A 26595-nucleotide genomic window follows, 5' to 3' on the forward strand; every position below is an offset into this window, starting at 1 on the left:
TGTCTGCCCGAACGTTGACCATGCGCGTTTCCGATTTCGATTTTCATTTGCCGCCTGAAAATATCGCGCTTCGCCCCGCCGAGCCGCGCGATCGGGCGCGCCTGCTCGAAGTCGATCCTGCCGGCAACACGCTCGCCGATCGCATCGTATCCGACCTGCCGACGCTGCTGCGTCCGGGCGACATGCTCGTCTTCAACGACACCAAGGTCATCCCCGCCAGGCTCGATGGCCTGCGTCGCCGCCCGGGCGGGGCAGGGGCCGCCATAGAGGCGATGCTGCACCAGCGCCTCGGCCCGGCCCAGTGGAAGGCTTTCGCCCGGCCCGGCAAGCGCCTGGCCGTGGGGGACACCATCGAGTTCGGCGAAAATCTGAGTGCCGATGTCGAGGAGAAGGGTGAAGGCGGCGAGGTCACGCTGCGCTTTTCGCTCAAAGGCGCTGCACTCGACATTGCGATCGCCATGGTCGGCCATATCCCGCTACCGCCCTATATCGCGTCCAAGCGCGCGGACGATGCGCGGGACCGCGAGGACTACCAGACCATCTATGCCAAGGCCGACGGCGCCGTCGCCGCCCCAACGGCCGGCTTGCATTTCACCCCCGACCTGTTCGCCAGGCTGGACGCAGCGGGAATAGCCCGGCATTTCGTCACGCTGCATGTCGGCGCCGGTACGTTTCTGCCGGTGAAGGGCGAGGATCTTTCCGAACACAGGATGCATGCCGAGTTCGGGATCGTGACCGCCGAAACGGCGCAGGCGCTCAATGCGGGCAGGGCGCGGGGAGGGCGCATCATCGCCGTCGGCACCACCTCGCTGCGACTGCTCGAAAGCGCCGCAGCGCCGGACGGCACGCTGGAGCCCTTCGCCGACGAGACCTCGATCTTCATCACGCCGGGCTATCGATTCCGCACGGCCGATGCCCTGATGACCAATTTCCATCTGCCGCGCTCGACGCTGATGATGCTGGTCTCGGCCTTCGCTGGCTACGACACCATGAAGGCGGCCTATGCCCACGCCATCGCCGATGGCTACCGCTTCTATTCCTATGGCGATGCCAGTCTGCTATGGCGGGCGCCATGCTGAAAACTCCTGAAACGACGACCGCCGGCGAGGTCTCCTTCGCCATCCATGCCACCGAGGGTACGGCTCGCACCGGCGCCCTGCATCTGGGGCGCGGCAGCGTGCGTACGCCGGCTTTCATGCCGGTCGGTACCGCCGGCACGGTCAAGGCGATGTATGTGGACCAGGTCAAGGATCTCGGTGCCGACATCATCCTCGGCAACACCTATCACCTCATGCTGCGCCCCGGGGCGGAGCGGGTGGCCGCCCTTGGCGGCCTGCATGAATTCTCGCGTTGGCAAGGCCCCATCCTCACGGATTCAGGCGGTTTCCAGGTGATGTCCCTGGCGGGACTACGCAAACTCGACAAGAACGGCGTCACCTTCAGGAGCCATATCGACGGTTCCCATCATCGTCTCACGCCGGAGCGCTCGGTCGAGATCCAGACCCTGCTCGATTCCGACATCATCATGCAGCTCGACGAATGCGTGCGCCTGCCCTCGACCCGCAAGGATATCGAGCGGGCCATGCGGCTGTCGCTCGATTGGGCCGAGCGCTCGAAGAGCGCCTTCGGCACCCAGCCCGGCAAGGCGATCTTCGGCATCGTGCAGGGCGGCGACATTCCCGATCTGCGTATCGCCTCGGCCGAGGCTCTCTCGAGCATGAATTTCCCCGGCTATGCCATCGGAGGCCTTGCCGTCGGCGAACCGCAGGCCGTGATGCTGGACATGATCGAAACCGTCGAGCCGCATCTGCCACGTGAAAAGCCGCGTTATTTGATGGGCGTCGGCACGCCGGACGACCTGATCGAAAGCGTGTCGCGCGGCATCGACATGTTCGATTGCGTGATGCCGACGCGGGCAGGACGTCATGGCCTGGCCTATTCGCGCTTCGGCAAGGTCAATCTCAAGAATGCCCGCCATGCCGAGGATCCACGTCCCCTCGACGAGGCCTCGTCCTGCCCTGCCGCACGCGACTACAGCCGCGCCTATCTGCATCATCTCACCAAGGCCAACGAGATCCTCGGCATGATGCTGCTGACCTGGATCAACCTGGCCTACTACCAGGATCTGATGGCCGGCATGCGCGCCGCCATCGCCGAGGGGCGCTTTGCCGATTTCAAGGCCAAGACCAAGGAAAACTGGGCGCGGGGCGACATCGCCAAGCTGTAGAACCCCTTCCTGGGTGCGCGGACGTCACAGCGACATGCGTGCATGTCGCGCCGTCCGCCTCTTTCTTCTCCCTGGCGAGTCGCTTTCAAGAGCGGACGAGACTTCCCCGCGGCCGGGAAGAAATCATTGCCGTCGACCTTTGATCGATATACCCTACCCCCCTATGCTATAGAGGTTGTCATGAGCCATACGATCCAAGAAAAGGCCAAGCTGCTGGCGCGGGTTCGTCGCATCAGGGGGCAGGTGGAGGCCATCGAGCGGGCGCTCGAGAATGAACTGGGCTGCGATCCCATCATGCACATGCTGGCCGGGGTGAGGGGCTCGGTGGCCGGCATGATGGCGGAAGTCATCGAGGACCATGTCCGTGACCACATCATGGCGCCCGGACTCGACGAAGCGGGCCGTCGCGAAGCCGCCGAACATCTGATCGATGTCGTCAGGAGTTACTTGAAATGACCATGCCGACCGCCAATGCTCCCTTCGAGCACAGCCATGTCTTTCTCGGCGCCGACCATGATTCCAATGAACGCCGGACCTGGGCCGTCATCATCCTCTGCGTGGCGACCATGGGCGTGGAAATCGTGGGCGGCGCCATCTACGGCTCGATTGCCCTGATGGCGGATGGCCTGCATATGTCGACCCATGCCGGCGCCCTGCTCCTGACGGCTCTGGCCTATCGCTACGCACGCCGGCACGCGTTCGATCGGCGCTTCACCTTCGGCACCGGCAAGGTCGGCGACCTCGCCGGCTACACGAGCGCCGTCATCCTGGCGATGATCGCGCTGCTGATCGCCTATGAAGCGGTGATGCGCCTGCTGGCCCCGGTTCCGATCGACTATGGCCAGGCGATCGTCATCGCCGTGCTGGGCCTGATCGTGAATATCGTCAGCGTGTGGCTGCTCAACGGGGGCAGCCACCACCACCACCACCATCATCATCACCCGCATGGCCATGCACACGATCATGGCGGCCATCACCATCACGATGAAAATCGCCGTCTTACGACGGCTGGCGGCGCGCTCGAACTGCGCATCTTCGAGGACGGTGTTCCGCCGCGTTTCCGCCTGCACGCTCCGCATGGCTTCATGCCGGCTGCCGATAGGATTGGCCTGGAGACCATCCGGGAGGATGGCACGCGACAGCACTTCACCTTCGCCAACCACGGCGCCTATTTGGAATCACGGGAGGAAATCCCCGAACCCCATGCCTTCGCCGTCAGGCTCGATCTCGGTGACGAAAAGCTGACCACGGCCTTCGCCGAACCCCATAGCCATGGCGGGCACCATGACAACAACATGCGTTCCGCGATTGCCCATGTCATGGCCGACGCAGCGGTTTCCGTATTGGTGATCGTGGGTCTCCTGCTCGGTTTGGTGGCCGGTTGGAGCTGGATGGACCCGGTCGCCGGCCTGGTCGGCGCCGCCGTAATCCTCAGTTGGTCCTATACGCTGATCCGCGACACCGGCGGCATCCTGGTCGACATGCTGCCCGACCGCCGGATGGCGGACGCCATGCGCCGGACGATCGAAGCGGAGGGCGACACGGTCGCGGACCTGCATCTGTGGCGGCTCGGCCCCGGTCATCTCGGGGCCATCCTGGCGATTGCCTCGGCCCATCCCCGTGAACCTGACTTCTATCGCGGCAAGCTGGCGATGTTTCCTTCGCTCTCGCATGTCACGATCGAGGTTCAGCCGAAAGCGCATGCGGCTGCCTGAGGTAACGCGCCGATCACGATCGCGCACATCGATTTTACCGACGATCTTACGCGATCGTGAGAAACATCGACCACGGCACGGGCGTATAAGGGGGGTAAGTCCACGCCCATCGACCAGGGAAGATCATGCTGATCCGCCATGCCCCCGACCTCACCGAGGCCCATGTCACGCCGAAGCAGGCCTATGTCGACCGCAGGCATTTTCTCGCCGGCATCGGAGCCGCTGCCGGTGCAGCCCTTCTGCCGGTCTCGGCCGAGGCGGCCAAGCTGTCGGGAGCCAAGAGCGTCTATTCCACCGACGAGAAGCAAACCAGTCTGGAAGACATCACCAGCTACAACAATTTCTATGAATTCGGCACCGACAAGGCCGATCCGGCCACCTATGCCGGCAAGCTGACCACGACGCCCTGGAGCGTCAAGGTCGATGGGCTCGTCAACAAGCCGGCGACCTATGCGCTGGAGGATTTCGTCAAGCCCTACCGCCTCGAAGAGCGCATCTACCGCCATCGCTGCGTCGAGGCCTGGTCGATGGTCATTCCCTGGCTCGGTTTCGCGCTGGCCGACGTGATCAAGAAGGCGGAACCGCGGGGAAGCGCCAAGTTCGTCGCCTTCGAGACGCTGGTGCGCCCCTCGGAGATGCCGGGCCAATCGGCTTTCTTTCCGGCCCTGAAATGGCCCTATGTCGAAGGGCTGCGCCTCGACGAAGCCCTAAATCCGCTCACCATACTCGCCGTAGGCCTCTATGGCGAAACACTGCCGAACCAGAACGGCGCGCCGCTGCGCCTGGTCGTGCCGTGGAAATATGGTTTCAAGGGCATCAAGTCGATCGTGCGCATCAGCCTGGTCGAAAAGCAGCCGCCCACCTCGTGGAACCTGGAGAATGCGAGCGAGTACGGTTTCTACTCCAACGTCAATCCTGAAGTCGATCATCCGCGCTGGAGCCAGGCGAGCGAGCGGCGCATCGGTGCCGGTCTGCTGGCCGGCCGGCAGCCGACCCTGATGTTCAACGGTTATGGCGATCAGGTGGCCTCGATGTATGCCGGCATGGATTTGAAGGCCTATTACTGATGCAGCTCACGCGCGCCAGCCTGCAAGCCGTACTCAAATGGCTCATCTATATCGTCGGCATGCTGCCGGCCGTCTGGCTGTTCTATCTCGCCTTCACCGGGCGCATCGGCGCCGATCCCGTGGCCCAGCTCGAATGGGGGCTGGGGCTGTGGGCCCTTCGCTTCCTGATCGCCTGCCTCTGCATCACGCCGCTGCGCCAGCTTCTGCGCATCAACCTCCTGCGCTACCGGCGCGCGCTCGGTCTGGTGGCCTTCTACTACGTCCTGCTGCATCTGAGCGTCTGGCTCTGGCTCGACCGCGGCCTCGATCTGCATGCCGCCGTTCAGGATATCCTGCGCCGGCCCTACATCACCATTGGCATGGCCGCCTTTGTCCTGCTCGTCCCCTTGGCGCTGACGTCCACTAACTGGTCGATCCGCAAGCTCGGCGGGAAGGCCTGGTCGAAACTGCACAAGCTCGTCTACCCCGCCATCGCACTCGGGGCCCTGCATTTCATTATGATCAAGAAGGTCTGGCTGATCGAGCCGCTGGTCTATGCGGCGATCGTGCTTGTGCTGCTGGCCTGGCGCCTGCTGTGGCCGTTAATCGGCAACCGTCGCCCAAGAAGCGCAAGGCGGGTTGCGTCAACGTAATGCAAGCAACGCGCTGCCGCCCCTCATCCCCCTGCCGGGACCTTCTCCCGCAAGGGGAGAAGGAACAGGATTGGGATACGGCGCGTCAGCGGAACAGCTTTCAAATGGTTCACCACCTGCCAGATGAGATGCCTTCTCCCCTTGCGGGAGAAGGTCCCGGTAGGGGGATGAGGGGTAGCTGCACATCGGATCGGCCGAAAAAATCGGTTGCCTCGACGCGAATCTCCACCTATTTTGCCCTTCCCGGTTCACACTCAGCATGAGGGAGAATTGCATGACCACAGTTCTGATTCTCGCTCACATGTCGAACGTTCGGCCGTATGAGATCCTGACGCGTTAGGTCGCGTCTTTTCCGCCGAAAACCCCACCGGGTCATTTTCCTGAACATATTTTGCGCCGCACGTTCGTGCGCGCCTTGCATTTTGGAGACGGCGCGGGGCTGCGCCGGTTACCCCCATGACTCTTTCTCGCAAAGAGCCCGGCCGCAATCCCATGGCGGCTGTGCTTGGATTCACTTTTGATCACTGGCGCAGCCAGGGCGATCTCGTCAGCCTGATCGTGATCGCCGTCGGCGTCGCCACGGTCGCCGAAGTGGTCGTGCCGATTTATGCCGGCCAGATGGTCGACGCCGTCACTGCCGGCCTCGGCAGTGCGAACGAGGCTTGGTGGGCTCTTGGCGCCATGCTGGTCCTGGGTGCGGTCGCCGTGGGCTGCCGGCAGTTGTTCTTCTTTGCCATCACCATCCTGACCACGCGGATGATGAGCACGGTCGCCCGCGAAGCTTTCGCTCGGGTACAGCGTTTCTCCACCGACTGGCACGCCAACAATTTCGCCGGCTCGACAGTCAGGCGCATCACCCGCGGCATGTGGGCGCTCGACATGCTCAACGACACGCTGCTGGTGGCCATTCTTCCCTCCATCCTCGTCCTGCTCGGCTCGACGGTGGTGCTGGCCACGGTCTGGCCGACCCTCGGCCTGGTGGTCTTCATCGGCTCCATCGCCTTCGTGGCGATGACGGTGGTGCTGTCGGTGAACTATGTCGCCCCCGCCGCACGCCTCGCCAACAGCTGGGATACGCGCGTGGGCGGCGCGCTCGCCGATGCCGTCACCTGCAACGCGGTGGTCAAGGCCTTCGGCGGCGAAACGCGCGAGGATGCCCGCCTGACGGCGGTGCTGGCCAAGTGGCGTTCGCGCACCAATCGCACCTGGATGCGCGGCACCAATGCCGGCACGGCGCAGAATCTGTTCCTGCTGGGGCTGAGAGCCGCTGTACTGGGCGTGGTTCTGTGGTTGTGGATGCGTGGCCAGGCCAGCGTCGGCGACGTCGCACTGGTCCTGACCAGCTATGCGGTCGTGCATGGCTATCTGCGCGATATCGGCATGCATATCCATAACCTCCAGCGTTCGGTGAACGACATGGAGGAGTTGGTGGCGTTCCATGACCAGCCGATGGGGGTGAAGGACAGGCACGATGCCATGCCGGCCATGATCACGGATGGCCGCATCGCCTTCGAGCATGTCACCTTCCACTATGGTGGCCATGCCGATGCCCTCTACCGCGACTTCTCCGTCGAGATTGGGGCAGGGGAGAAGATCGGCCTGGTAGGCCGCTCGGGCTCGGGCAAGACCACCTTCGTGAAGCTGATCCAGCGTCTCTACGACGTGAATGCCGGCCGGATCAGCATCGACGGGCAGGATATCGCCGACGTGACGCAGGCCAGCCTGCGCAGCCGGATCGCCATCGTGCAGCAGGAGCCCATCCTGTTCCACCGTTCGCTGGCCGAAAACATCGCCTATGCCAGGCCCCAGGCCAGCATGGCCGAAATCGAGCACGCGGCAAGGCTCGCCAATGCGCATGCCTTCATATCGGCCTTGCCCAAGGGCTATGGCACGATGGTAGGCGAACGCGGCGTGAAGCTGTCCGGCGGCGAGCGCCAGCGCGTGGCGCTTGCTCGGGCCTTTCTGGCGGATGCGCCGGTTCTGATCCTGGACGAGGCGACCTCCAGCCTCGATTCCGAATCCGAGCATCTGATCCAGGAGGCGATGGAAAGGCTGATGGCAGGCCGTACCACCATCGTCATCGCCCACCGGCTCTCCACGGTTCAGGCGATGGACCGCATCCTTGTCTTCGACAAGGGCAGGATCGTCGAGGAGGGGGATCACGCCAGCCTGATCCGCCACCCCGACGGCATCTATCGCGGCCTGTTCGAGCGCCAAGCCCTGGAACTCGCCAAGGGCTGGGCGGCGTAAGACGACATGACAAGATGAGGATGGGGCATCGACGATGCCCCATCCTCACGATTGATCCTATGACGCCGATCAGACAGCGTTTTCAGCCAGAACTCTAGCGATGATCTCGGCACGAGCGGAGCCGACTTTCAGCACAGCTGGCCGCGAACAGCTCACTCTGATCACTACTTCCTGCTTCTCGCCGAGCTATCCTGGAAAGAAGACGGCAACGTTTTTGCGCTCCTCTCTGGCCAGAGACGTCGTGAGCGCGCCACATGATCGAGCAATGGCGCCAGCTGGCTTCGGACAGACCATCAGGCCAGGGCGATCCGCACCCGCCGGTTCTGCTTGCCCTTCTTTTCGATCTGGGTCACCACGATGCGGCCGATCTCCTCGGTGTTGCGGACATGGGTGCCACCGCAGGGCTGCAGGTCGAGGCCTTCGATCTCGACCAGCCTGATCACCCCCGAACCGCGTGGAGGCTTGACCGACATGGTCTTTACCAGGCCGGGATTGGCGTCGAGTTCCGCATCGGTAATCCAGCGTTCGCTGACCTCGGCGCCCTGGCCGATCATCGTATTGATCTTGTGGGCGATCTCTTCCTTGTCGAGGCCGGCATCCTGAATGTCGAAATCGAGCCGCCCCTCGCCATCGCCGATGGATCCGCCCGTGACGGGATAGGGCAGAGCGACCGAAAGGAGATGCAAGGCCGTGTGCACCTTCATACGAGCATAGCGCCGCGACCAGTCCAGTGCCAGCTCGACCGTGTCACCGACGGCCGGCAGCAGCCCTTCCGGCGGCACGACATGCGCGATTTCGGTCTTGGTCTCGTCGTTCCATATTGCGTTTGTAATGCCGATGGTGCGCCCGTCGGGCAGCGTCATGGTGCCGACATCACCCGGCTGGCCCCCGCCCATGGCGTAGAAGACGGTGCGGTCCAGGATGATGCCATGTTGCGACAGTCCGATCACCGTTGCGCTGGCGCCAGGTCTGTATGGATCGTCTCTGAACAGCAGGTCTGTCGCCATGTCGTCACCTATTCCAATGGAGCCTTGATGGTGGAACGCTTTTCGAGCCATTCCGGCACAGGCAGGTTCTTGGAACGCATGAAAGCAGGATTGAACAGCTTGGACTGGTAGCGCGAGCCGTGGTCGCACAGAATGGTCACGACAGTGTGGCCCGGCCCGAGTTCCTTGGCCATGCGGATGGCGCCAGCAATGTTGATGCCGGTCGACAATCCCACGCACAGCCCCTCTTCCTGGAGAAGATCATAGACCAACGGCACCGCTTCTTCATCAGGGATCTGAAAAGCGAGGTCGACGGGGGCGCCCTCGATGTTCTTGGTGACCCGGTTCTGACCGATCCCTTCCGACATCGACGAACCGGAAAACTTCAGCTCGCCCTCGGTAAACCAGGAATACATGGCAGCCCCCATGGGATCGGCGACGCCGATCTTGATGGCGGGATTGGCCGCCTTCAGGGCGATGCCGACGCCGGCAAGCGTGCCGCCCGAGCCGATCGAGCAGATGAAGCCGTCGAGCTTGCCGCCGGTCTGTTCCAGGATTTCTGGCGCCGTCGTCTCGATATGGGCCTGTCGGTTGGCGACATTGTCGAACTGATTGGCCCAAACCGCGCCGCCCGGTTCGGTTTTCGCCAGTTCGGCCGCCAGCCGACCGGAAACTTTCACGTAATTGTTGGGGTTGGCATAGGGCACTGCGGGCACTTCGACCAGTTCAGCCCCGGCCAGGCGCAGCATGTCTTTCTTTTCCTGGCTCTGGGTCTCGGGAATCACGATCACCGTGCGGAAACCCATGGCATCGGCGACCAGCGCCAGGCCGATACCCGTATTGCCTGCGGTGCCTTCGACGATGGTGCCGCCGGGCTTCAACTCGCCCCGCGCCACCGCATCCTTGATGATGAACAATGCCGCCCGATCCTTCACCGACTGGCCCGGATTCATGAATTCGGCCTTGCCGAGAATGGTGCAGCCCGTCAGCTCGGACGCGCGATTGAGCCGAATGAGGGGCGTATTGCCGATGGCGTCGACGAGACCAGTACGGAAAGCCATGTGTGATCGTCTGCTGATTGGAGGGGATGCGACCCTAACCCGACTTTCCGGATCGGCATAGGGGAGAGACATGTCGACGACGGGTTTTCCAGGCCGGGGTGCCATGATAGCTCTCGCCCCGGCAGGCTGGCCGTCTGGACCGGGACTGCCGCGCTCGACCGTCGCAAGGAAGCCAATCATGTCGAAGGTGACACGCGCCACCCAGATGCTCGCCAAGGCTGGCGTCGCCTTTTCCGTCCACAGCTATGACTATGATCCCGACGCCGACAGCATCGGCCTGCAGGCCGCCGAGGCCCTCGGCGAACCGCCCAGCCGGGTGTTGAAGACCCTGATGGCCCTGGTCGACGGCAAGCCGGTCTGCGCCATCGTGCCGTCGGATCACGAGGTTTCCATGAAGAAGCTGGCTGCCGCCTTCAATGGCAAGTCTGCGCAGATGATGAAGCCGGCCGATGCCGAGCGCAGCACGGGATACAAGATAGGCGGCATCAGCCCCTTCGGCCAGATGCGCAAAGTGCGCACGGCCATCGAGGAAGCCGCGCTCGGCGCAGACTATGTCTATGTCAATGGCGGCCAGCGCGGCCTGCAGATCCGGCTCGCTCCCGGCGATGCCAAAACCGTCCTCGACGCGACTGCCGCCGCCCTGATCTCGGCCTGAGCCTTCTCAGGCTTTCGCCAGCCGCGAGCCTCGACAGCTGGTTGGAGCCCCCCGTGCGGAAGCTCCGGGCGACGATGGAGTGCTGCAAATCCGGCCGAACGCGAATGACTGGGAGCAGAGCAGGATCAAGCGCCAATAGGTGACGCGCCTCGCCGAGGCGTACAATAGAACCGAATGTCAGGTGAGAAGGAGAATGGCTCCGCGAGCAGGCGCCAAGCTACTGATTTTGTTGACTTTATTGGCAATCTAGTCATAGAAAAAGTCAGTATCGACGCCTATCGTGACAGTACCGACTATAGAGACAACCCTGTCGGGTATGCACAAAGTTATGAACCAATGGCCCGCCATAAGCTTAAAGATCTAGGGATTCGAGCCTTAACCGAGCCGGGAATCTATGGCGATGGTGACGGCCTCTACCTGCGGGTGCAAACCGGTGGTCGACGATCGTGGGTCTTCATTTGGAAACGATTCGGCATCAGGCGCGAAATCGGTCTCGGGCCGTATGGTAGCGGGACCGGTGCAGTTTCTCTAGCCGCGGCTCGTGCGAAAGCTGAAGAGGCCCGGGAGATCGTTGGAAGGGGAGGAGATCCGAAAATCGAGATGGCCGAACGGCAGGCTGCCAAGCGAGTGGCGACCTTCGGCCAGATCACCGAGGAATATATCGAGACGATGAAGCCGAAATGGCGCGGTGACAAAACCGTTGCCGCTTGGGAGCGATTTTCGAAGACCTACACCGACAAGATTCGGAAGGTGCCAATAGATAAGGTATCGACGGAGGACGTGCTTTCAGTGCTCCGGCCGTTCTGGCACGACAAGCCAGAAACGGCGACCAAGGTTCGAGAGCGGATCAAGCTCGTCTTAGACCACGGAAAGGCTAGGGGGCTTCGCCAGGGTGACAACCCGGCCGAATGGCGAGGCCACCTTGACCAGATCCTGCCGCCGCCGAAGAAGCTGGCAAAAGGGCATCACGCATCTTTGCCCTACACGGATGCCCCAGCGTTCGTGAAAAAGATCCGGCGGGCTTCCGGCGTCGCTGCACGAGCCCTTGAGTTCATCATTCTCACGGGCTCTCGCAGTCTGGAGGTGAGGGGCGCTGAGTGGCAGGAGATCGACATGGCAAAGGCCGTGTGGACGGTGCCGGCCGCGCGCATGAAGACGGGAAAAGAGCACCGCGTTCCACTGGCGGCCAGGGCGATCGAGATCCTAACCGAAATGCAGGAGTCCCGGCGTGGCAACCTGGTGTTTGAGGGGCGAGTCGACGCGTCACCAGTATCTGATGTTGCGCTCGCCAAATGCATGAAGACGTATGGAGCAGGGGATTTTACGATCCACGGCTTCAGATCGACATTCCGGGAATGGACTGCGGACGAGACGCAACATCAGCGTGAAGTGGCCGAGGCAGCTTTGAGCCATGCCGTGGGCGATCAGGTGGAACGAGCATACCGTCGCGGTGACGCCCTGGCGAAGCGGCGGAGACTGATGGACGATTGGGCGGCATATCTGGGGGGGGCAGATGGCACCGCTGGGATTTAGGTTTTGTGTCCTGACTGTACGGCTTCGCGAGATGTTGGCGGGGGCAACAAAAGAGGAAACTCGCGGCGACAAGGCGGCAGCGAAGGCCATAAAGGACGAAGTCACAGCGCTGGCGATTAAGTCTTTGCGCGAGGGCTACCACTCGGCTGACTTTCTGAATTTCGTAGCTGACCTGCTCGAACCAAAGAGAGGTCGCCCTGCGAAGCCCGAGCCAAAGTGGTGGCGAGACATCGGCGAGGTCTACGACGAACTGACAGACGCCGGCATGAAACCAATGCAGGCCTATGCCGAATTAGAACGACAGACTGGCATTGTAGTCCGCCAGCTACAACGAACCGTGAAATTTTACCGGGGCGTAATTGAGGCCGAAGAGGAAGCAAGGGAGGTCTAACTGACGACAGAAAAGACGCCGATTTATTGTCGCTGAAGTTACGCTCGCAATAGACAATATAGGGGACATGGCCAACAAGGAGACGCCGCCATGCCATCCGCCTCGAACGACAACGCGCCTTTGATTTCAATGAACGAGACCGTCCGCGCGACATCGCTCAGCCGCACGATGATCAACCGATACCGCGCCGAAGGCCGGTTCCCCCAGGCTGTGCCCCTGGGTGACCGTCGCTTCGCATTCGTGCGCCAAGAAGTTTACAACTGGATACAAGAGCGCATTAACGCTCGCCAAGCCGCCTAACCTCTACCAACCAAGCAAATCTTCTGCCCAACCCGCATTTGCGGGAACGACATCGCTTTGCCCGTACGCGGGCCGACGGCTTCACCCCAACCCCAATCGAAGGAAGGTCACCATGACCAATACCGCCAAGAAGGCGCTCGCCTACGCAATCGGCATGATTCAGTCGATGCCGTCATACCGGCAAGACGACGACGCATTGCACGACATGCGCACCGACATCATGAACGAGATCAGCGCTACGGACCTCGCCGAGATCGTCACCGACGTCGAGATGCGATCCGGCAAGGCGGTGCGCCTGTATCACGACTACATAGAGCCTACCGATCCCGCCGGTGCTCTTTTCAAGGCAACCTATGATCGCGCTCGCGGACTGGCATATGCAGGGTTGATTCAGTGGCACGAACGGCACCCGCTGATCGGCAAGAGCCCGGATCCAACCGTTATGGCAAAGCGCGCCGCGGTGTGCCTCGATGACGAGACCAACAAGACGGTACACATCAAGGCTCACAACGAAGCGGTGGACGCCCTCGCGAAGCTCCATGCTACCTTGGAGGTGTCAGCAACACTGATGGACCTCCATGCGGAGCCGGAAGCCCCGGAAGAGCAGGACGATGACGCAACTGTTCCGTTCCAGACGGCAGAACTCATCGACTTCGACGATCTGCCGATCAGCAGCACCGAGCACTAAAGCCTAGACCACCGCCCCGCGCCAATCGCCATGTGAGTCCCCTGGAACACCTGCCGGGGCGTTCCTTCTGAAAACCAAGCCCACCAAAACGCGCTTCGGCGCGGACGATACCGCCTTGTCCGCACGCGGGGAGAACACCCTTCAACACGCCACGATGGCGGCGAACGAATGGAGATTCAAATGTCGGTACATCTAGATAGTCGTGTTGCGGCTTGGCAGTCCAAAGCGGGCCTAGTCCTTCCCAGCAGAGACCAGATTGCTGCCTACGACGCGATCAGCGAGACAGCGTTCAAGTTGATCAAAGCAATCGAGCTGGAGAAGTCCGGCATTCGAGATGGGAATAGTGCTTGGCACGGGAGCGACCCGCTTCTCGCCTATGGCATGGACCTCGTGCGCGGGTTGCTCAAGGCCAAGTGCATTTTCGCCTTCGACATCGAAGGAGTCCTGCTCGATGCTAACGCCGCGGAGACGGGGTGATGCACGTCACCGACATTACCTACCTCGATGGAGACGGCCCCACCTTGGCCCGCTTCTCTGTCGCGTTCGACACTGACCTAATCCTGCACGGACTGCAGCTGCGCGTTGCCGAAGACGGCAGCTTGCGCACTCACCCGCCGCATGCTCGGCGCCTGGCGCGAGCCTATGGCATCAGCATGCCACTTTCCCAGAAGCTCACCGACCTCGCCATCGCCGCTCTCGCCGAGCGCGGCGTCGTCGTTCGATAGGAATAACCATGGAAATCTGTCATCTCCGCCGCCCCGATCCGGGGTATCGGCCCGACATTGAGTGGCTCGTAGATCTGCAGCTCGATTGCGGTATTCGGCTATTTGGCCTGGCCGTTACTCGTACCGACAAGGGGCTGCGCGTTCGGCCGCCACAATCCAAAAGGCACCTGGCCACGTCTTTCTTCACCAAAGAGGCCGCCACCAAGATCCTTGATCTCACGCAGAAGGCCATCGCCCAGCATGACCGCGCAGCCTGAACCCCAATACAGCGCTCCTGCCTTCGATCGCGGCACCGGCAGTATGACGGCGGCCCCCAAGTTCAGCCCACCATACGGTTGCCTGGAGAACGTGCCGGAGCCGTTGCTTGATCGGGCGCAGCATTTCATGGTGTGGGGCGTGCCGCCCTACTCAAAATCTGCGCGGTATTCTCGCATCCTTATGGACGTGGTGCACTTCTGGATGCTGCAAGGCGGACCAGCCGTTGTAGTGCCCACCGCCATGGCCAAGTCCTACGGCATGCCGCGCCGTACCATCTGCCGCTTCCTCAATCGTCTAAGGGATCACGGAGCGCTGACGCAGATCGGCCGCACTTCGACCGGCAGCCCCATCTTCCTACCCAATCTGGATCTCACCGAGGAGAGCTATCTGGAGAGCCGGCGCGAGCTGGAAGAGCACTTCCGTGAGCGGGAGTTGGAGGCGGCTAATGGCGAAGCCTGATGTCGACGACGGCCTGCTTGCCCAGCATAAGCTCATGGTTGCGGTGAACCTCAGCGAATGGGCAACCCGGCTCGACACGAAGGTGGCCACGGTCGTGATCGAGAAGTACATGAGGGTGCACAAGAACGCTCGGGTCTCATTGCGCTATCTTGAGCAGGCAACCGGCGCGACCCGTCCAAACATCATCGCATCAGTACGCCACCTCTGCGCCCAAGGCGCTCTCGCGGTGCTCCGCGAAGGTAGGGGAACCCGGCCGACTGAGTACAGGCTGAACTTTGACTACCCGATAAAATCAGCTAGCGGTATTGTGGGCGATACCTCTACTAGCGGTATTGTACACGATACCTCATGCGGTATTGCAGGCGATACCTCTAGCGCCTGTAGCGGTATTGTGAGCGATACCCAAACCTACTTACCTAGCCTGCCTACAGGCAGGCGTACTGGAAGTAGGAACCCCGAAGGGGAAGGCACCCACGCCCCGGCTTCCGGGGACGGCGCGGCGGTCGCTGACGCTCCCTTGCCCGCCCCTCCACCGGGCGCGCGGGACCCGAAGAAGACAGAGAGCGGCTTCGAACAGCTCTGGGCGGCCTGGGGCAACAAGCGGGACAAGCACAAGGCAAAGGCGGCCTATACCAACCTGAAGCCTGCCCCCGAGCTGCACGAGCGGCTTGTTGCCCAGGCCACGGCGTGGACCGAGGCATATGCTCGCAATGGTACCGAGAAGCGCTTTCAGACGAGCTTGGGGAACTGGCTGGACCGAGAGCGGTACGACGAGGATCTTCCGGAAGCGTATGTCGATGCCAAGGACGCAGCAGTCAGCCGCAGCCGAGCCAATGGCAAGACCAAGGTCAGCAACCCCGGAGCCAGAGAAACAGGCGACGCCGGCCACAATCTCCCGAAAGGTACAAACCGCTTCACGGTGAGTGCCGTCGAGCACGTGGGAAGCGTGTTCGACGCATGGGCAGTCAAGCTGACCCTGACCGCCACCACCGGCCAGGAGTTCGAGCACACCTTTTGGCCAATCAACAATCACGACGCCGGGCTTATGGAAGAGGGCCAGCGGATCAACGGCGCCCTCTGCCGTGCGGTCAACAACAACTTCTCGACCGACTTCAAGGACTGCATCGGTCGATCGGTAGTGGCGACCGTCGGAAAGGGTGGCCGCGTGGACTATACGGCGTCTGGCGAAAAGTTCGATTTCCCACCAGACGGCGAGCCCGCCCAGCCGGCAGGCGGTCATACTTCAAGGCGAGCCGAACACGACCTTCCGAGAGGGCGGCGGAAGCTCACCATCGCCAGTATCGACGAGCCCGACGACGGCATGGTCGAACTGGATCTTACCGACTGGGACGGCACCACCTATACGCACGAATTTTTCGTGGAACACAGCGACCCCGCCGAGGCGCTTCACGGCCGAGACATCCTCGATCGCATCCTCGCCGCCACGAACAACGGCCAGCGGCCTGACAACCTGGGCGCTCTCATCGGGCGGACGCTGGAGGTCATCGTGGCCGACGGCGAAGCCCGGTACCTGGCCGCTTCCTAAACCATCCCAGGCCCGCCATCCCGGCGCGACCGCAACCATAGGACAACACCATGACCACCTCATTCTCCCTTCCCCCGATCGATGCCGCTCTCGCCGACGGCACCCCGGCCCAGATTGTCGGCGTGCACATTTCCAGCGGCGCGCCCCAATTCGTATGCATGCGGCTCGCTGCCGACGGCAAGGTCACGCTGTCGCTTGAAGCCACGGTCACCGGCATCGAGATCGAAACCGGAGCAGCCGCCGATGAGTGACGAGATCCTGAAATTTGACTTCAGCTCGTTCCACCGCATGGCCGATCGGCTCGGCGTCGCTGCCAAGCAACTGCCCTATGCACTGAGCCGTGCACTCAACGAGTCGGCATTCGCATCTCGATCTGCGATCATCCAAGAATGGCCTTCCCATGTGAAGGCCAAGAACCCGGCGTTCATCGGCTGGGCCTTGGGTGTCGAGAAGAGCAACAAGCACAACCTGCGTGTCGCGATCACCGACGCCAGGTCGCAGGGCCGCGGGCATTTGTTCCTGCATGCCACCGGCGGCACCAAGTCGTCCCGCGGCAGGCTCGCCATTCCCTCGCTCAACGTGCGGCGTGGCAGGACGGGCGTCGTGTCGGGCCAACGGCCCAAGAACCTACGCAGGAGCTTCCGCCGCGGCGATGTCGTCTATGCCGTCACCGGCCGGGGTAAGCGCAAGAAGTTGAAGCTCATGTACACGCTCAAGACAGGAGCCCAGATCAAGAAGGACATGCCGTTCTTCGAGATCTTCCGCGAGACGATGACGCGCGAGATGCAGCAGAGGGCACCGAAGGCAATGCTGGAGGCGATGAAGACCGCCATTCGGAAGTGACATGCAGAAATGCATGCCTCGATGGCGACCAATGCAAAAAAGTGACGGGTCCTCCCGGCGATATAGGCACGTAGGTAACGCCCGACCGCGATCCATTTTTAGATGGAAGATTTTCGTAGAGGCGTGGCGTCGTCGCTCTGGGCCTCAGGCGACAAAACAATCCAGCCATAACAACGGAGCCCACCACCGGGCTCCACAAGCCAACAGAGAGGATATTCTATGGCTTCTATTGATCAAGTTGCAGCCCATCTTAACCTGTCCGCTCGGACGGTCGATCGACTGATCTCCAAGGGCGTGCTGCCTCGCGCAGCTCCCGGCGAGCACGACCTGCAGGAATGCACACGCCACTACATCCAGCACGAACGCGCTCAGGCCGTCCGGCGCGTGCTGGAACTCCGGCCCGACGCCGTTGCGATCTTCGAAGACCTGCTCGATACCATCCGGCGCGGCGGCCCGGTGCCAATCTTGCCGTGAACCGGGCAGAGACCCGGGGCCGGTATCGACCTAGGGCTGCTTAGATTCGCCGCTAGCCTGCCGGCGCCACTACCGGCAGGCGCACTCAGCTACGCGAGATCAGAACTTGTAGTTAACCCCGAGGCGCACAACGTTGGTTTTAACGTCGTGCTTATGTGAATAGCAGAGGTCTGGAGCGGCATTATTGCAGGACGAGGACTTTGTGCTTCCAAAATCCGCGTATAGGTATTCCAGCTTCACGGACCAGTGCTCGTTAACTGCTTGCTCCACGCCCGCGCCAACGGTCCAGCCGGATTTAAATTCGGACTTCGACACCCCTTGGAAGCTGGCCGGATAAGCCGAAGAGTCACGGAAATCTAGTTGCGTTCCCGCCCAACCGCCGGTGGCATAAATCAGTGTCCTGTCAAATGCATAACCAAGACGAACGCGCGCGGTGTAAAATCCCGTCACCTTGCCAGTCTGCGTTACTGAATTGCCGGGGAAATTAGGAAGGAGGCTGCGGGTTTTGGAGAACGATTTTTGGTAGAAATCGGCATCGGCTTCCGCACCGACCACGAAATGACCTTGCTGCCAATTGTACCCGATCTGAGCGCCGCCAAGGAAGCCGTTAAGGTCATAAGAGTGATTGGTTAGCGACTGGCGCAACGCAATGGCGTCAGGGGCGTCGCCTCCGCTGGTGTGACGCCATCCTTCATCTGACTGTGTCCATCCGTAACCCGCGTTCAGACCAGCGTAAAAGCCCGTCCAGCTGAACGGAGCTGCTACCGGTGCGACCGGCTCAACAGCAGTCGGAGCGAGATCGGCGGCCATAGCCACACCTGACAGGCACACAAGAGCAGAAGAGGCGAGGAGAAGCTTGCGCATGGCCATAGTCCAAATGAGTGTGCGACTATTCATAACTTCGATTGCCGGTGAAAGCCGTTGCTAATTGGCAACATTTCGAAAAAATTCTCTGTATTAAAACTTGAACGACTGAATGACGCAGCGAAAAGCACGGCGAAGTGAAAAATAAAAAGGGAGATACCCCTAAATAAGCCGCAATCGAACAATATAATTAAATATCGTCGTGCCGCACTCAAGAGGAATGCCAGAGCGACCAAGACCAAGAGCCCACATAGGGCCTGTGTTTGTTTTCCTATCATCCATTGTGAGGGTTTTGCATGCCGAAGACGGCACGTTTCTCTATTCCTGCTGCGGCCAACGACAACAGTCCACGGCTAGACCACCCAGACCTATACGATGTCGAATTCCGGCCAGATCCTCCGCTCCCTCCTGGCGCCGCCAACTGGCATGGCGGGCCAACGGTCCCGTACTTGATCACCCAGGCCGCTGCCTTGAATGCTGCGAATGATAATATTCCGCTGGTCCCGGACGCTATTGTATCCCGCGCTCGCAAGCGCAGTGTCGCAGCCGAATACGCCCTCGGATGGCTCGCCGATGTGCTGGAAACGGCACGCCACGCTCCGAAACACCCGATAGCAGTAGCTGCCATGATCGATGCCCAGAAGCGTCTCGCGGCCATTGCTGATGGCATCGGCAGCGAGGCTTTCTATACACTGGTCGCCGGATTGGATGGCGCGACCGCCGAAGATGTCGGGCGTTGTTACGGCAAGACCTACAAACGTGCGTCGGCTCTTGGTAGCAATATGACCGAATTGGCCATTGATGCTCTGGTTTCATACTTTTGGGACAGAGTACCTCGGGCAGCGTGATTTATGCTATTCTGAAATTATGAGGTGAGCAGTTCTTTGTCGTCCTGCCATCTCTCCTTTTGGTAGGGTTACTAAAAGCCGGTGTCCTTCGGGGCACCGGTTTTCTTTTGCCCTCATTAATCTTCAAACGGAGGAAATTGCCCAATGGCCAGCGTTGGACGTCTGGTCGAGATTATCGACACGACACTAAACTTGAGAGGATCGGCGCTATATCAGCGCAAGCGGCTTGTTGAAGCAGGTGTTATTCAGGGAAAGCAAGGCCCAGGCGGCGACGCGCCTCTAGCTGACGTGGCCATGGTGTTGACCTCCGTCATGATCGGCACGACCGCCACGACGAGGCCGGACACTGTCCGGGCCTATATGGCGCTGCAGGCCCCTGACAGAAGCACCTTCGGCGATGCTCTGACCGGCTATCTGGCCGATCCTCATGACCTCCTTGAGCTTGCCATTGATGCCGTCGCCCCCGCCGCCGCCATCCGACACAGGGACGGTACAGGGAACGTGATCTCGACGCTGTTCCTGTCCGAAGAGGACGACCCACGGCCAGGGTTTACCCGCATGGCCGTTCTGACCGCCAATACCTTCACGCAACTTGCCGAGGCCATCAGGCAGGCGCCCCCAGCTACAAAGCGCCGCCGCCGGCGCAGGAGATCCGTATGAACAACACCCCCACGATCGGCGAGATCATCAACGACGACGATTTGCTCGTCGTCATTTCGTCTGCCTTCGCCGTAGCCGCCTATGCCGCGGCCAAACCGGCAGAACGTCGCAAAATGCTGAAGTCGGCCCACACCCTCATTGAGGCCGCCAATGCGGCCCGGGAGAACGTGCAATGATGCAGCCTGTCGGAATTTCAGACTGTGATTTCATCCTGACCGGCTTTCAGCATGCCCATGCAGACGGCGAGCCGATCCGTATCTATTTCCGGGGCGGCAAGAGCCTCGTGATTGACCCGGACGAACTCCTTGAAGTCGCCCATGTCAACTATCGCGAATTATTTGGATTCCCCGAGCCTGCCTCGCTTGAGGTGCCGCGGTGGCGGACGCCGCGCGAGATCCGGCTTGATGAAGAGGAACACGCAGAATGACATTTAAGTCTTATGACTGCTTCTATCTCGATGCCACGCCTCCAGCGAGCTTTCAGGAAGCAAATCACATCATCGATATCTGCAAAGCAGCCAATACTACGATCCGGATCAGTGGAATTGGTGTCGTCGTCCACGTTCAGTCACCAGCATCACCTGAGCTTCTTTTGGCCATTGCTGAAGCGGTGAATGACGACAGGGCGAAGAAGCTTCGTAATCGAGAAGCAGAGAGATTTACACAATGAAGATCCTGAATGTGATTTCCGAGACTTTCAGGGCGAAGAAAGCCCCCGACTCCGCCAAGCTAGCCGAACTTCTAACGCAAACCGAAGTCGAGACTGCTGCGGCCCGCACGCGCCTGGCCGACCTTGAGGCCAAGCGCTCTGAAATGGCCTTGGCGAGCGAGAGCGAACGGCTTGCATATCGCTCTGATCTTACCTCGACCCGTGACGATATTGCCGACGGTGACGCCGCTATCGAGGCCCTGCGTACCCGGCACGCCGCCGCCGTGGAAGCCGAAGCCGAAGACGGGCGGAAGCAGGTATATAAGGCTGCGAAGGCCGAAGCCGACAAGTTGCCTGGCCTAATCGACGAATACGCGAAGGCCGCCCAGGCCGTGCTCTTGGCTGTCGCCAAGATCGCCGATATCGATCGCGTCGTACGCGCTGCCAATTCGGATCTGCCGGCCGGTGCCGCACCGATTGCCGACTCCGGCAGGCTGCGCTCCGTTCCGGCAGCGCCTCGTGAGATCGTCAAGGAGAAGACCGTCGACCTCTGGGTGCGCGAAGGTCGGCGCGAGCCGGCCTCCGAGATCGTCCAGGCCAAGGTGCGGGAAGAAAGCAATGGCAGGGGCTATCACCGTCCCGAACACTCGCCCGTGCCGGAGTATTACGCCAAGCAGTGGTTCACCCGTCGCGAATATCGCGAGGCGCGGGCTGTAATTCGTGCCACAGGCTTCGATTCAGTTGTCTTGCCCGACGCCTACGCACCCAAGCCCGCGAACGACCGTCCCGTGCTTGTCGAGCACGTTCCATATAGGGAGGCAGCATGAACGAGATTTGTATTTTCGACCCTATCGGAGCCGACCCCGAGACCGGCGTCGGCATGACCGCCAAACAGTTTGACGCAAACCTGAAGGCGCTGGGATCTCCCGGCGCCTTTCTTCTTCGCATCAACTCGCCCGGCGGCGACGTTATGGACGCGATGGCGATCTATTCGATGCTCAAGGCCAGCCGCGCACGCATTACGGCCAGGATCGAAGGCATTGCGGCCAGCGCGGCATCTCTCATTGCCATGGCCGCCGATTACATCGAAATCGCGCCGAACGCATTCATGTTGATCCATATGCCGTACACGACGGCAACGGGCAGCGCGGACGACCTCGCCACTGCGGCCGGCGACCTGAAGCGCATGTCTGACTCATACGCCAAGATCTATTCGGCCCGGTCCGGCCAGTCTGTGGCTGCCGTGAAGGCTTTGATGGACGAAGACAGACTTATGTCGGCCGACGAGGCCATCCGGCTCGGCTACGCCGACAACCTGGCGGGTGGAATGGGCGACGCCCCCAACATGTCGTCCCTGCCGCGAAAGCACTGTGCGACCATCAAAGCTGCTCGTCGTGATCGGTCGTTCGGCTGGGACGCAGCTCTCGCTCTCGCATCGGGCAAGCGCAAGTTTAACCTGCAGCGCGATAGGTCGATCAACGCGAGTTGGGAGCGGGCAATCAATAGCGTGAAAGCGGAATCCGCTGACGCGGCCGGCAATGGTTGGGACAAGGCGCTCGCCAAAGCCTTCGGGAAACGCTGATGCCAACCATGAGCGAGAAGCATCGAGCGCAGGCTATTCGAGCTGCGGGTAGAGAGGTCGAGCGCCCTCGGCTCGCAGAAAGGCTGATCGCCGAGGGCTGTTCCATCAACGAGGCGAAAGCTCGAATCGAAGCCGCGCATTCGCGTGCCGTCGCGCGGAACCTTCGGGAAGCGCTTGATGTGCTTGTGACCAACGGCCCGAAATCCGGCAACGAGCAGTCATGGACTGACGCTGTCGAGTCGCTGCGTGGCGAAATAGCGGCCATGGAGGCAGGAGAGCAGCATGCCAAAGCCCAGTGAAACCTGCGTCGTCACAATCAACGGCCGAGAGTTTCGCGATTGGGAATCGGTGCAGGCATCGAGCAGCTACAGCACGGCAACGAGAGTCGTCGTGCTTACAGTGACGGAAAGCCCTGGCACCAATGGCAAGGTTGGCCAAGCTCTCCAGATCAGACCAGGCGATCAGGCGACTGTGACCCTGGGCGGCCAGCTGTTTCTGTCTGGCAGAGTCTATGAACGCCAGGCCGCATTTGACGCCAACAATCATTCGGTGCGCATTGCAGTCGCTTCGAATGTCCAGCCGACCACGCGCGCGTCCGTTCCACTCAAGGATGGCAATTTCAAAGGCTATAGCTTTCAGGCGATTGCCAACAAGGTGCTGGCTCCGCTCGGTGTCAAATTCAAGGTCCAGAACCCTCCGCCTGGTTTCGACAAACCATTCAAGAACGTGCAGACCGAGCCGGGCGAGTCCGTCTGGACGTTGCTGGAGCGTTTGTCTCGCTACCGTGGAATCCGCCTGATCGATGACGCCGAAGGCAACTTGGTTGCCCATGGCTCGGCGTCAAAGGACAGCAAGGGCGGCTTGGTCGAGGGGCAGAACATCCTCTCGGCATCTGCACAGATCGAATACGTGATCGACACCAGCGCTGACGTTGTCGGCAGTCAGAAGGGCAGCGATACGACAACGCCGGACCAAAACCGCGGCAGCGCGGCGAAATACGAAATGTCGGGCGGAACCTACAAAGTGCACTCCGTGGCCCATATGGACATCCCTGGCGACGCCGACGACGCGCGTCGGCTTGCTGAGACTCACCAGCTTCTAAGCGGAGCACGCCAGGCAACCGCGCAGATCGTGTCGCAGGGCTGGCTGTTGGCCAATGGCAAGTTGCCGGCCGTTTATGACTCGATCGACATCGATAGCCCGATGCTCATGCTGAAGACCAACGAGCTTCCTGTCGCCGAACTGCTGTTCTCGCAGGATCAGTCTGGCACCCGTACGCAGTGGCTGTTCCAAAAAGTCCTGTCGAAGAACCCCGACGTCAACGGCTCGCCGCCGCCCCAGACGCCAGCACAGGAAGCCACGCAAACCAACATCCAGCCCGGAACCCCAACTGTTGTAACCGACGGTCCTAAGGGCAACGAGACAGTCACGGTGAATTAATGGCAGAAGAACTTGTACTCCCGGCGAGCGTAACTGACCGCTTCAGTAAGCCGCTGCAGGACCTCCAAAAGAAACTAAAGGACTTCCGCCCTTCCGACGGCATGCGTGCTGTGGAGCGGAACTTTCGAACGCTGCGAGATCAGGTCAACCAGGCCAGCCGGGCAATCAAGGAAGCCGGCAACGGTCTCGCGGGTGGCATGGGCCTGCCCGGCCTGTCGATCGGTGCTCTGTCGGCGGCCGGCGCCATTGCGGCACTCACGGCCAACACCCGGCAGTTTGCTACTCAGACGGTCGCAATGCGGAATTTCGCGCGCGACACCGGCATCGCCACCGCGAAGCTGAAAGAACTGCAAGCCGTATCGGCCGGCCTGGGTATCGATTCTGACGCCATGAAGCAGGCAGTGACTTTCTCGGCGCAGAATGCCGATGCCATGCGGCGCCACCAGGGCACGTTTCAGGAACTGTCCGCGCTCGGCCCCGGCGGTCGCAGCATCGCAAATGATCTGGCGGGCACGAAGTCGAACGATGAAGTTCTGGAAAAATCGCTGAGGTATCTCCAAAACCAGAAGGACGCCCAGCAGAGGCGCACCCTGGCTAGGATGCTGTTCGGCGACGAGTCCATGGGGGCTCTCGGCAATGAGAGCCCCGCAGACCTGGCAAAGCGCCGATCCGCGGCCCGCGCCTCGATCAGTCAGCAGAACACCGCTGACGAAGAGAAGGCCAAGGCGTTTCTGGACAGCACTGAACGCGTCTCGGCGGCGTTGGACAAGATCAAGCTGAGCGTTGGCGGTGCTTTGGCGCCCAACCTGACGGCAGTTGCGGACGCAATGGCTGCTTTCGCGAACAATCATAGCGGTGACGCTGCGAAATTCTTCAACGGCGTGAGTGAAGCCTTGAAGGGACACAATTGGTCGGAAGACGCCGCTGCTATCGCAGTGGTGTTTGAGAAGACCAAGGCGTTTATCGACTATATGACGGGCCTGTCGCCCAAGATGGAGCAGTTCAAGAAGGACCGTGGATCGGCAGCGGATGGCGAGAATTATTCCCTTTTTGGCAACACCCTCGGCGCGCGCAAGGGATCGGTGTTCGATTGGCTGCTTCAGCATGCGCCCCAATGGGATAAGCTGGATGGAAAGCCTTTCATTGGCGTGACACCCAAGCCGTCTGCATCGGGCTCCGGACAACCAGATAGCTCGGCCCGGGATGACTATTCGCCAATTGCCTATAGACCAGGCGCCCGTGCAGCTTTCACCGGCATGGCGCGCGCGCAAGACACCGTCGCCACCATCGCAGCCGGCGTTACGAAAGGCATGCAGGATTTCGCGCAATCGCTGCAGGGTGGAAGCGCCGAGTCAGGTCCGGGTGGCAGTGGTGGTGGCGGTTTTATGAAGGCTAGCTATACACCGCCCCCATCCGCCAAGGCGGCCATCAACGGCATGCGAGCCGTCCGACAATCCCTAGGCGTCACCACGCCACAATACGACGCTGGCGTGCCCGACAACGGCGAAAGGCGGTTCGGCGGCTCTCGATCCTGGCGCAACCGCAACCCCGGCAATATCGAATATGGGCCGTTTGCTCGTTCGCATGGCGCCATAGGCAGCGATGGAAGATTCGCAATTTTTCCGAGTGAGGATGTTGGCACCAGGGCGCAAGAATCGTTGCTGTTCGACTCCAAGGGCTATCGCAATCTGACGCTGGCCCAGGCTATTCACCGTTGGGCGCCAGGGTTCGAGAACGACGTGCCGGCGTACATTCGCGCCATGGGGCTCGATCCGAATACGAAGATGTCGGACTTCTCGCCAGAGCAACGCAGGCAGCTCCTAGCCAACATGCGTAAGCATGAAGGATGGAAGATAGGGCGCACCAGTGGCGGCACGCAGTCCGCCCCGACGGCAAGCGCCGCTCCCAGGCCGTCCGCTTCCCGGTCGAAGGCCAAATCCGACGCCGCAGCAGCCGGCCGGGATGGTCTGCACGGTCGTGTTTCGATCGACGTGAGGTCGAAGGACCACCCCGTTGACGCCAAGACGGACGGAAGCCCTTTGTTTCAGGAGTTGTCGATCAAGCGTGGGAATTTGATGTCGATCTGAGAGAGGGAGGCCCGGGCGGACGGTTGCTGAGGCTGTCATCCGGGCCTCCGGCCTCCTGGTGGGGAAGCCTGGAAAGGCTACGTCGACATGCAGACCAGGGGCAATCACCTCTTTGGTACTAGTGCTTTAAAGCGAAGGCCCGGCAGTTCCACATATGCCGGGCCTTCGGCCTCAGATACGCAACGGGGGTGTGCTCCCTCAACCAGACATGTTAGTCTATAGAGTGCTCCGAGGTCCTTTTTTGGTTCATAATTGAGTTCAGCTCTTTTTTGATAGGCCGTAATTTAAAGTAGGCGATTATCTGAACGATACCGAATATAAGCACATACGAGAAGATGGAAGAAAATATTGCCCCGTAATTGAAGCATCTTCCTGATTCCACACCGGAGTTCAAGCTGACGTATATCAGCCCTCCGGTATTAATTAACGCAAATATTACTGACGCAACCATGTACGGAAGTTGTGCCTTTTCCAAATCTCTGCTCACCTCTTCCAAATTAAATTTCAAAGACAGAATCGACCTATATTTAACTTTCGCAAATTCGGTATCTATTAATTGAAGAATTCGAAGTTCACTTGCAATATTTCTTTTAATCCGATCGAGGCGAAGATCCACCGGAGAGCGAAATAGAGACAGGCCGATCCCGAGGCCTGCG

At 60.9% G+C, this 26595-nt stretch carries 33 protein-coding genes; 30 read left to right on the forward strand and 3 right to left on the reverse strand.

The features are described from left to right. The first annotated feature begins 20 nt into the window (after positions 1-20). The 7 genes from queA (at position 21) to C5L14_RS16605 (ending at position 7891) form a co-directional block, all read left to right on the forward strand. Entirely contained in the window at positions 21-1079 is a 1059-nt protein-coding gene (queA, locus tag C5L14_RS16575; protein WP_105863123.1) for a tRNA preQ1(34) S-adenosylmethionine ribosyltransferase-isomerase QueA, read from the forward strand. After that, entirely contained in the window at positions 1073-2227 is a 1155-nt protein-coding gene (gene tgt / locus C5L14_RS16580; RefSeq protein WP_105863264.1) for a tRNA guanosine(34) transglycosylase Tgt, read from the forward strand. Before queA ends, tgt begins: the two co-directional genes overlap by 7 nt. Before the next feature lie 180 nt (positions 2228-2407). Next, positions 2408-2683 carry a metal/formaldehyde-sensitive transcriptional repressor gene (locus C5L14_RS16585; protein WP_105863124.1) on the forward strand — a complete coding sequence of 92 codons (276 nt, stop codon included), beginning with the start codon at positions 2408-2410 and terminating at the stop codon, positions 2681-2683. Further along, positions 2680-3942, forward strand: a complete 1263-nt coding sequence (dmeF, locus tag C5L14_RS16590) for a CDF family Co(II)/Ni(II) efflux transporter DmeF (protein ID WP_210203249.1) — start codon at positions 2680-2682, stop codon at positions 3940-3942. Before C5L14_RS16585 ends, dmeF begins: the two co-directional genes overlap by 4 nt. Before the next feature lie 125 nt (positions 3943-4067). After that, positions 4068-5009: a protein-methionine-sulfoxide reductase catalytic subunit MsrP gene (msrP, locus tag C5L14_RS16595; protein ID WP_105863126.1), complete on the forward strand. Its 942-nt coding sequence runs from the start codon at positions 4068-4070 to the stop codon at positions 5007-5009. Next, a complete protein-coding gene (gene msrQ, locus C5L14_RS16600) occupies positions 5009-5641 on the forward strand; it encodes a protein-methionine-sulfoxide reductase heme-binding subunit MsrQ (protein WP_105863127.1) in 633 nt (210 codons plus the stop codon). The genes msrP and msrQ overlap by 1 nt, the downstream gene beginning before the upstream one ends. 456 nt (positions 5642-6097) lie before the next feature. Beyond that, positions 6098-7891 (forward strand): ABC transporter ATP-binding protein, encoded by a 1794-nt coding sequence (locus C5L14_RS16605; protein ID WP_105863128.1) that lies wholly within the window; start codon positions 6098-6100, stop codon positions 7889-7891. A gap of 293 nt (positions 7892-8184) precedes the next feature. Here C5L14_RS16605 and C5L14_RS16610 read toward each other — a convergent pair whose 3' ends face one another. Next, positions 8185-8898 carry an alanyl-tRNA editing protein gene (locus tag C5L14_RS16610; RefSeq protein ID WP_105863129.1) on the reverse strand — a complete coding sequence of 238 codons (714 nt, stop codon included), beginning with the start codon at positions 8896-8898 and terminating at the stop codon, positions 8185-8187. 8 nt (positions 8899-8906) lie between these two features. Then, the gene (locus C5L14_RS16615) at positions 8907-9938 is read right to left on the reverse strand and encodes a cysteine synthase A (RefSeq protein ID WP_105863130.1); all 1032 of its coding nucleotides are present in this window, start codon (positions 9936-9938) and stop codon (positions 8907-8909) included. A gap of 178 nt (positions 9939-10116) precedes the next feature. Here C5L14_RS16615 and ybaK point away from each other — a divergent pair, with 178 nt between their 5' ends. The 13 genes from ybaK (at position 10117) to C5L14_RS16680 (ending at position 17810) form a co-directional block, all read left to right on the forward strand. Further along, the gene (gene ybaK, locus C5L14_RS16620) at positions 10117-10593 is read left to right on the forward strand and encodes a Cys-tRNA(Pro) deacylase (protein WP_105863131.1); all 477 of its coding nucleotides are present in this window, start codon (positions 10117-10119) and stop codon (positions 10591-10593) included. A 174-nt stretch (positions 10594-10767) separates the two neighbouring features. Further along, positions 10768-12126, forward strand: a complete 1359-nt coding sequence (locus C5L14_RS16625) for a tyrosine-type recombinase/integrase (RefSeq protein WP_245443410.1) — start codon at positions 10768-10770, stop codon at positions 12124-12126. Continuing rightward, positions 12107-12517, forward strand: a complete 411-nt coding sequence (locus tag C5L14_RS16630; RefSeq protein ID WP_146126928.1) for a hypothetical protein — start codon at positions 12107-12109, stop codon at positions 12515-12517. Before C5L14_RS16625 ends, C5L14_RS16630 begins: the two co-directional genes overlap by 20 nt. Positions 12518-12607: 90 nt before the next feature. Then, a complete protein-coding gene (locus C5L14_RS16635) occupies positions 12608-12817 on the forward strand; it encodes a helix-turn-helix transcriptional regulator (protein ID WP_105863134.1) in 210 nt (69 codons plus the stop codon). A gap of 112 nt (positions 12818-12929) precedes the next feature. Next, positions 12930-13505: a hypothetical protein gene (locus C5L14_RS16640; protein WP_105863135.1), complete on the forward strand. Its 576-nt coding sequence runs from the start codon at positions 12930-12932 to the stop codon at positions 13503-13505. A 180-nt stretch (positions 13506-13685) separates the two neighbouring features. Further along, positions 13686-13982: a hypothetical protein gene (locus tag C5L14_RS16645; protein WP_146126929.1), complete on the forward strand. Its 297-nt coding sequence runs from the start codon at positions 13686-13688 to the stop codon at positions 13980-13982. Continuing rightward, positions 13982-14230, forward strand: a complete 249-nt coding sequence (locus C5L14_RS16650) for a hypothetical protein (RefSeq protein WP_105863137.1) — start codon at positions 13982-13984, stop codon at positions 14228-14230. The genes C5L14_RS16645 and C5L14_RS16650 overlap by 1 nt, the downstream gene beginning before the upstream one ends. A gap of 8 nt (positions 14231-14238) precedes the next feature. Then, on the forward strand, positions 14239-14487 hold the full coding sequence (locus C5L14_RS16655; RefSeq protein WP_105863138.1) for a hypothetical protein: 249 nt from the start codon (positions 14239-14241) through the stop codon (positions 14485-14487). Next, positions 14471-14947, forward strand: a complete 477-nt coding sequence (locus C5L14_RS16660) for a hypothetical protein (RefSeq protein WP_105863139.1) — start codon at positions 14471-14473, stop codon at positions 14945-14947. The genes C5L14_RS16655 and C5L14_RS16660 overlap by 17 nt, the downstream gene beginning before the upstream one ends. Continuing rightward, complete coding sequence (locus C5L14_RS16665) at positions 14934-16493, forward strand: hypothetical protein (protein ID WP_105863140.1); 1560 nt, start codon at positions 14934-14936, stop codon at positions 16491-16493. Before C5L14_RS16660 ends, C5L14_RS16665 begins: the two co-directional genes overlap by 14 nt. Before the next feature lie 50 nt (positions 16494-16543). Beyond that, positions 16544-16744 carry a hypothetical protein gene (locus C5L14_RS16670; RefSeq protein ID WP_105863141.1) on the forward strand — a complete coding sequence of 67 codons (201 nt, stop codon included), beginning with the start codon at positions 16544-16546 and terminating at the stop codon, positions 16742-16744. Next, positions 16737-17336, forward strand: coding sequence for a hypothetical protein (locus tag C5L14_RS16675; protein WP_105863142.1), 600 nt, complete (start codon positions 16737-16739; stop codon positions 17334-17336). The genes C5L14_RS16670 and C5L14_RS16675 overlap by 8 nt, the downstream gene beginning before the upstream one ends. 219 nt (positions 17337-17555) lie before the next feature. Then, the gene (locus tag C5L14_RS16680) at positions 17556-17810 is read left to right on the forward strand and encodes a DNA-binding protein (protein ID WP_105863143.1); all 255 of its coding nucleotides are present in this window, start codon (positions 17556-17558) and stop codon (positions 17808-17810) included. Between the two features lie 99 nt (positions 17811-17909). Here C5L14_RS16680 and C5L14_RS16685 read toward each other — a convergent pair whose 3' ends face one another. Continuing rightward, the gene (locus C5L14_RS16685; RefSeq protein ID WP_181161202.1) at positions 17910-18674 is read right to left on the reverse strand and encodes an outer membrane protein; all 765 of its coding nucleotides are present in this window, start codon (positions 18672-18674) and stop codon (positions 17910-17912) included. A gap of 296 nt (positions 18675-18970) precedes the next feature. Here C5L14_RS16685 and C5L14_RS29980 point away from each other — a divergent pair, with 296 nt between their 5' ends. The 10 genes from C5L14_RS29980 to C5L14_RS16730 all read left to right on the forward strand — a co-directional run bounded on the left by C5L14_RS29980 (position 18971) and on the right by C5L14_RS16730 (position 25939). Further along, the gene (locus tag C5L14_RS29980) at positions 18971-19522 is read left to right on the forward strand and encodes a hypothetical protein (protein ID WP_146126930.1); all 552 of its coding nucleotides are present in this window, start codon (positions 18971-18973) and stop codon (positions 19520-19522) included. Between the two features lie 144 nt (positions 19523-19666). Beyond that, complete coding sequence (locus C5L14_RS16695) at positions 19667-20182, forward strand: hypothetical protein (RefSeq protein WP_105863146.1); 516 nt, start codon at positions 19667-19669, stop codon at positions 20180-20182. Continuing rightward, complete coding sequence (locus tag C5L14_RS16700) at positions 20179-20358, forward strand: hypothetical protein (protein WP_105863147.1); 180 nt, start codon at positions 20179-20181, stop codon at positions 20356-20358. Before C5L14_RS16695 ends, C5L14_RS16700 begins: the two co-directional genes overlap by 4 nt. Further along, complete coding sequence (locus C5L14_RS16705; RefSeq protein ID WP_105863148.1) at positions 20355-20609, forward strand: hypothetical protein; 255 nt, start codon at positions 20355-20357, stop codon at positions 20607-20609. Before C5L14_RS16700 ends, C5L14_RS16705 begins: the two co-directional genes overlap by 4 nt. After that, positions 20606-20851, forward strand: a complete 246-nt coding sequence (locus tag C5L14_RS29985; RefSeq protein WP_146126931.1) for a hypothetical protein — start codon at positions 20606-20608, stop codon at positions 20849-20851. The genes C5L14_RS16705 and C5L14_RS29985 overlap by 4 nt, the downstream gene beginning before the upstream one ends. Further along, complete coding sequence (locus C5L14_RS16710; RefSeq protein WP_105863149.1) at positions 20848-21657, forward strand: hypothetical protein; 810 nt, start codon at positions 20848-20850, stop codon at positions 21655-21657. The genes C5L14_RS29985 and C5L14_RS16710 overlap by 4 nt, the downstream gene beginning before the upstream one ends. Next, complete coding sequence (locus C5L14_RS16715) at positions 21654-22412, forward strand: head maturation protease, ClpP-related (protein ID WP_105863150.1); 759 nt, start codon at positions 21654-21656, stop codon at positions 22410-22412. Before C5L14_RS16710 ends, C5L14_RS16715 begins: the two co-directional genes overlap by 4 nt. Beyond that, on the forward strand, positions 22412-22711 hold the full coding sequence (locus C5L14_RS16720) for a hypothetical protein (RefSeq protein WP_105863151.1): 300 nt from the start codon (positions 22412-22414) through the stop codon (positions 22709-22711). The genes C5L14_RS16715 and C5L14_RS16720 overlap by 1 nt, the downstream gene beginning before the upstream one ends. Continuing rightward, positions 22695-23852, forward strand: coding sequence for a phage baseplate assembly protein (locus tag C5L14_RS16725; RefSeq protein ID WP_146126932.1), 1158 nt, complete (start codon positions 22695-22697; stop codon positions 23850-23852). Before C5L14_RS16720 ends, C5L14_RS16725 begins: the two co-directional genes overlap by 17 nt. Next, positions 23852-25939 (forward strand): hypothetical protein, encoded by a 2088-nt coding sequence (locus tag C5L14_RS16730; protein WP_105863153.1) that lies wholly within the window; start codon positions 23852-23854, stop codon positions 25937-25939. Before C5L14_RS16725 ends, C5L14_RS16730 begins: the two co-directional genes overlap by 1 nt. Positions 25940-26595 lie beyond the last annotated feature (656 nt).

Origin of the sequence: Labrys okinawensis (assembly GCF_002982075.1) — a bacterium.
GTDB lineage: Bacteria > Pseudomonadota > Alphaproteobacteria > Rhizobiales > Labraceae > Labrys > Labrys okinawensis_A.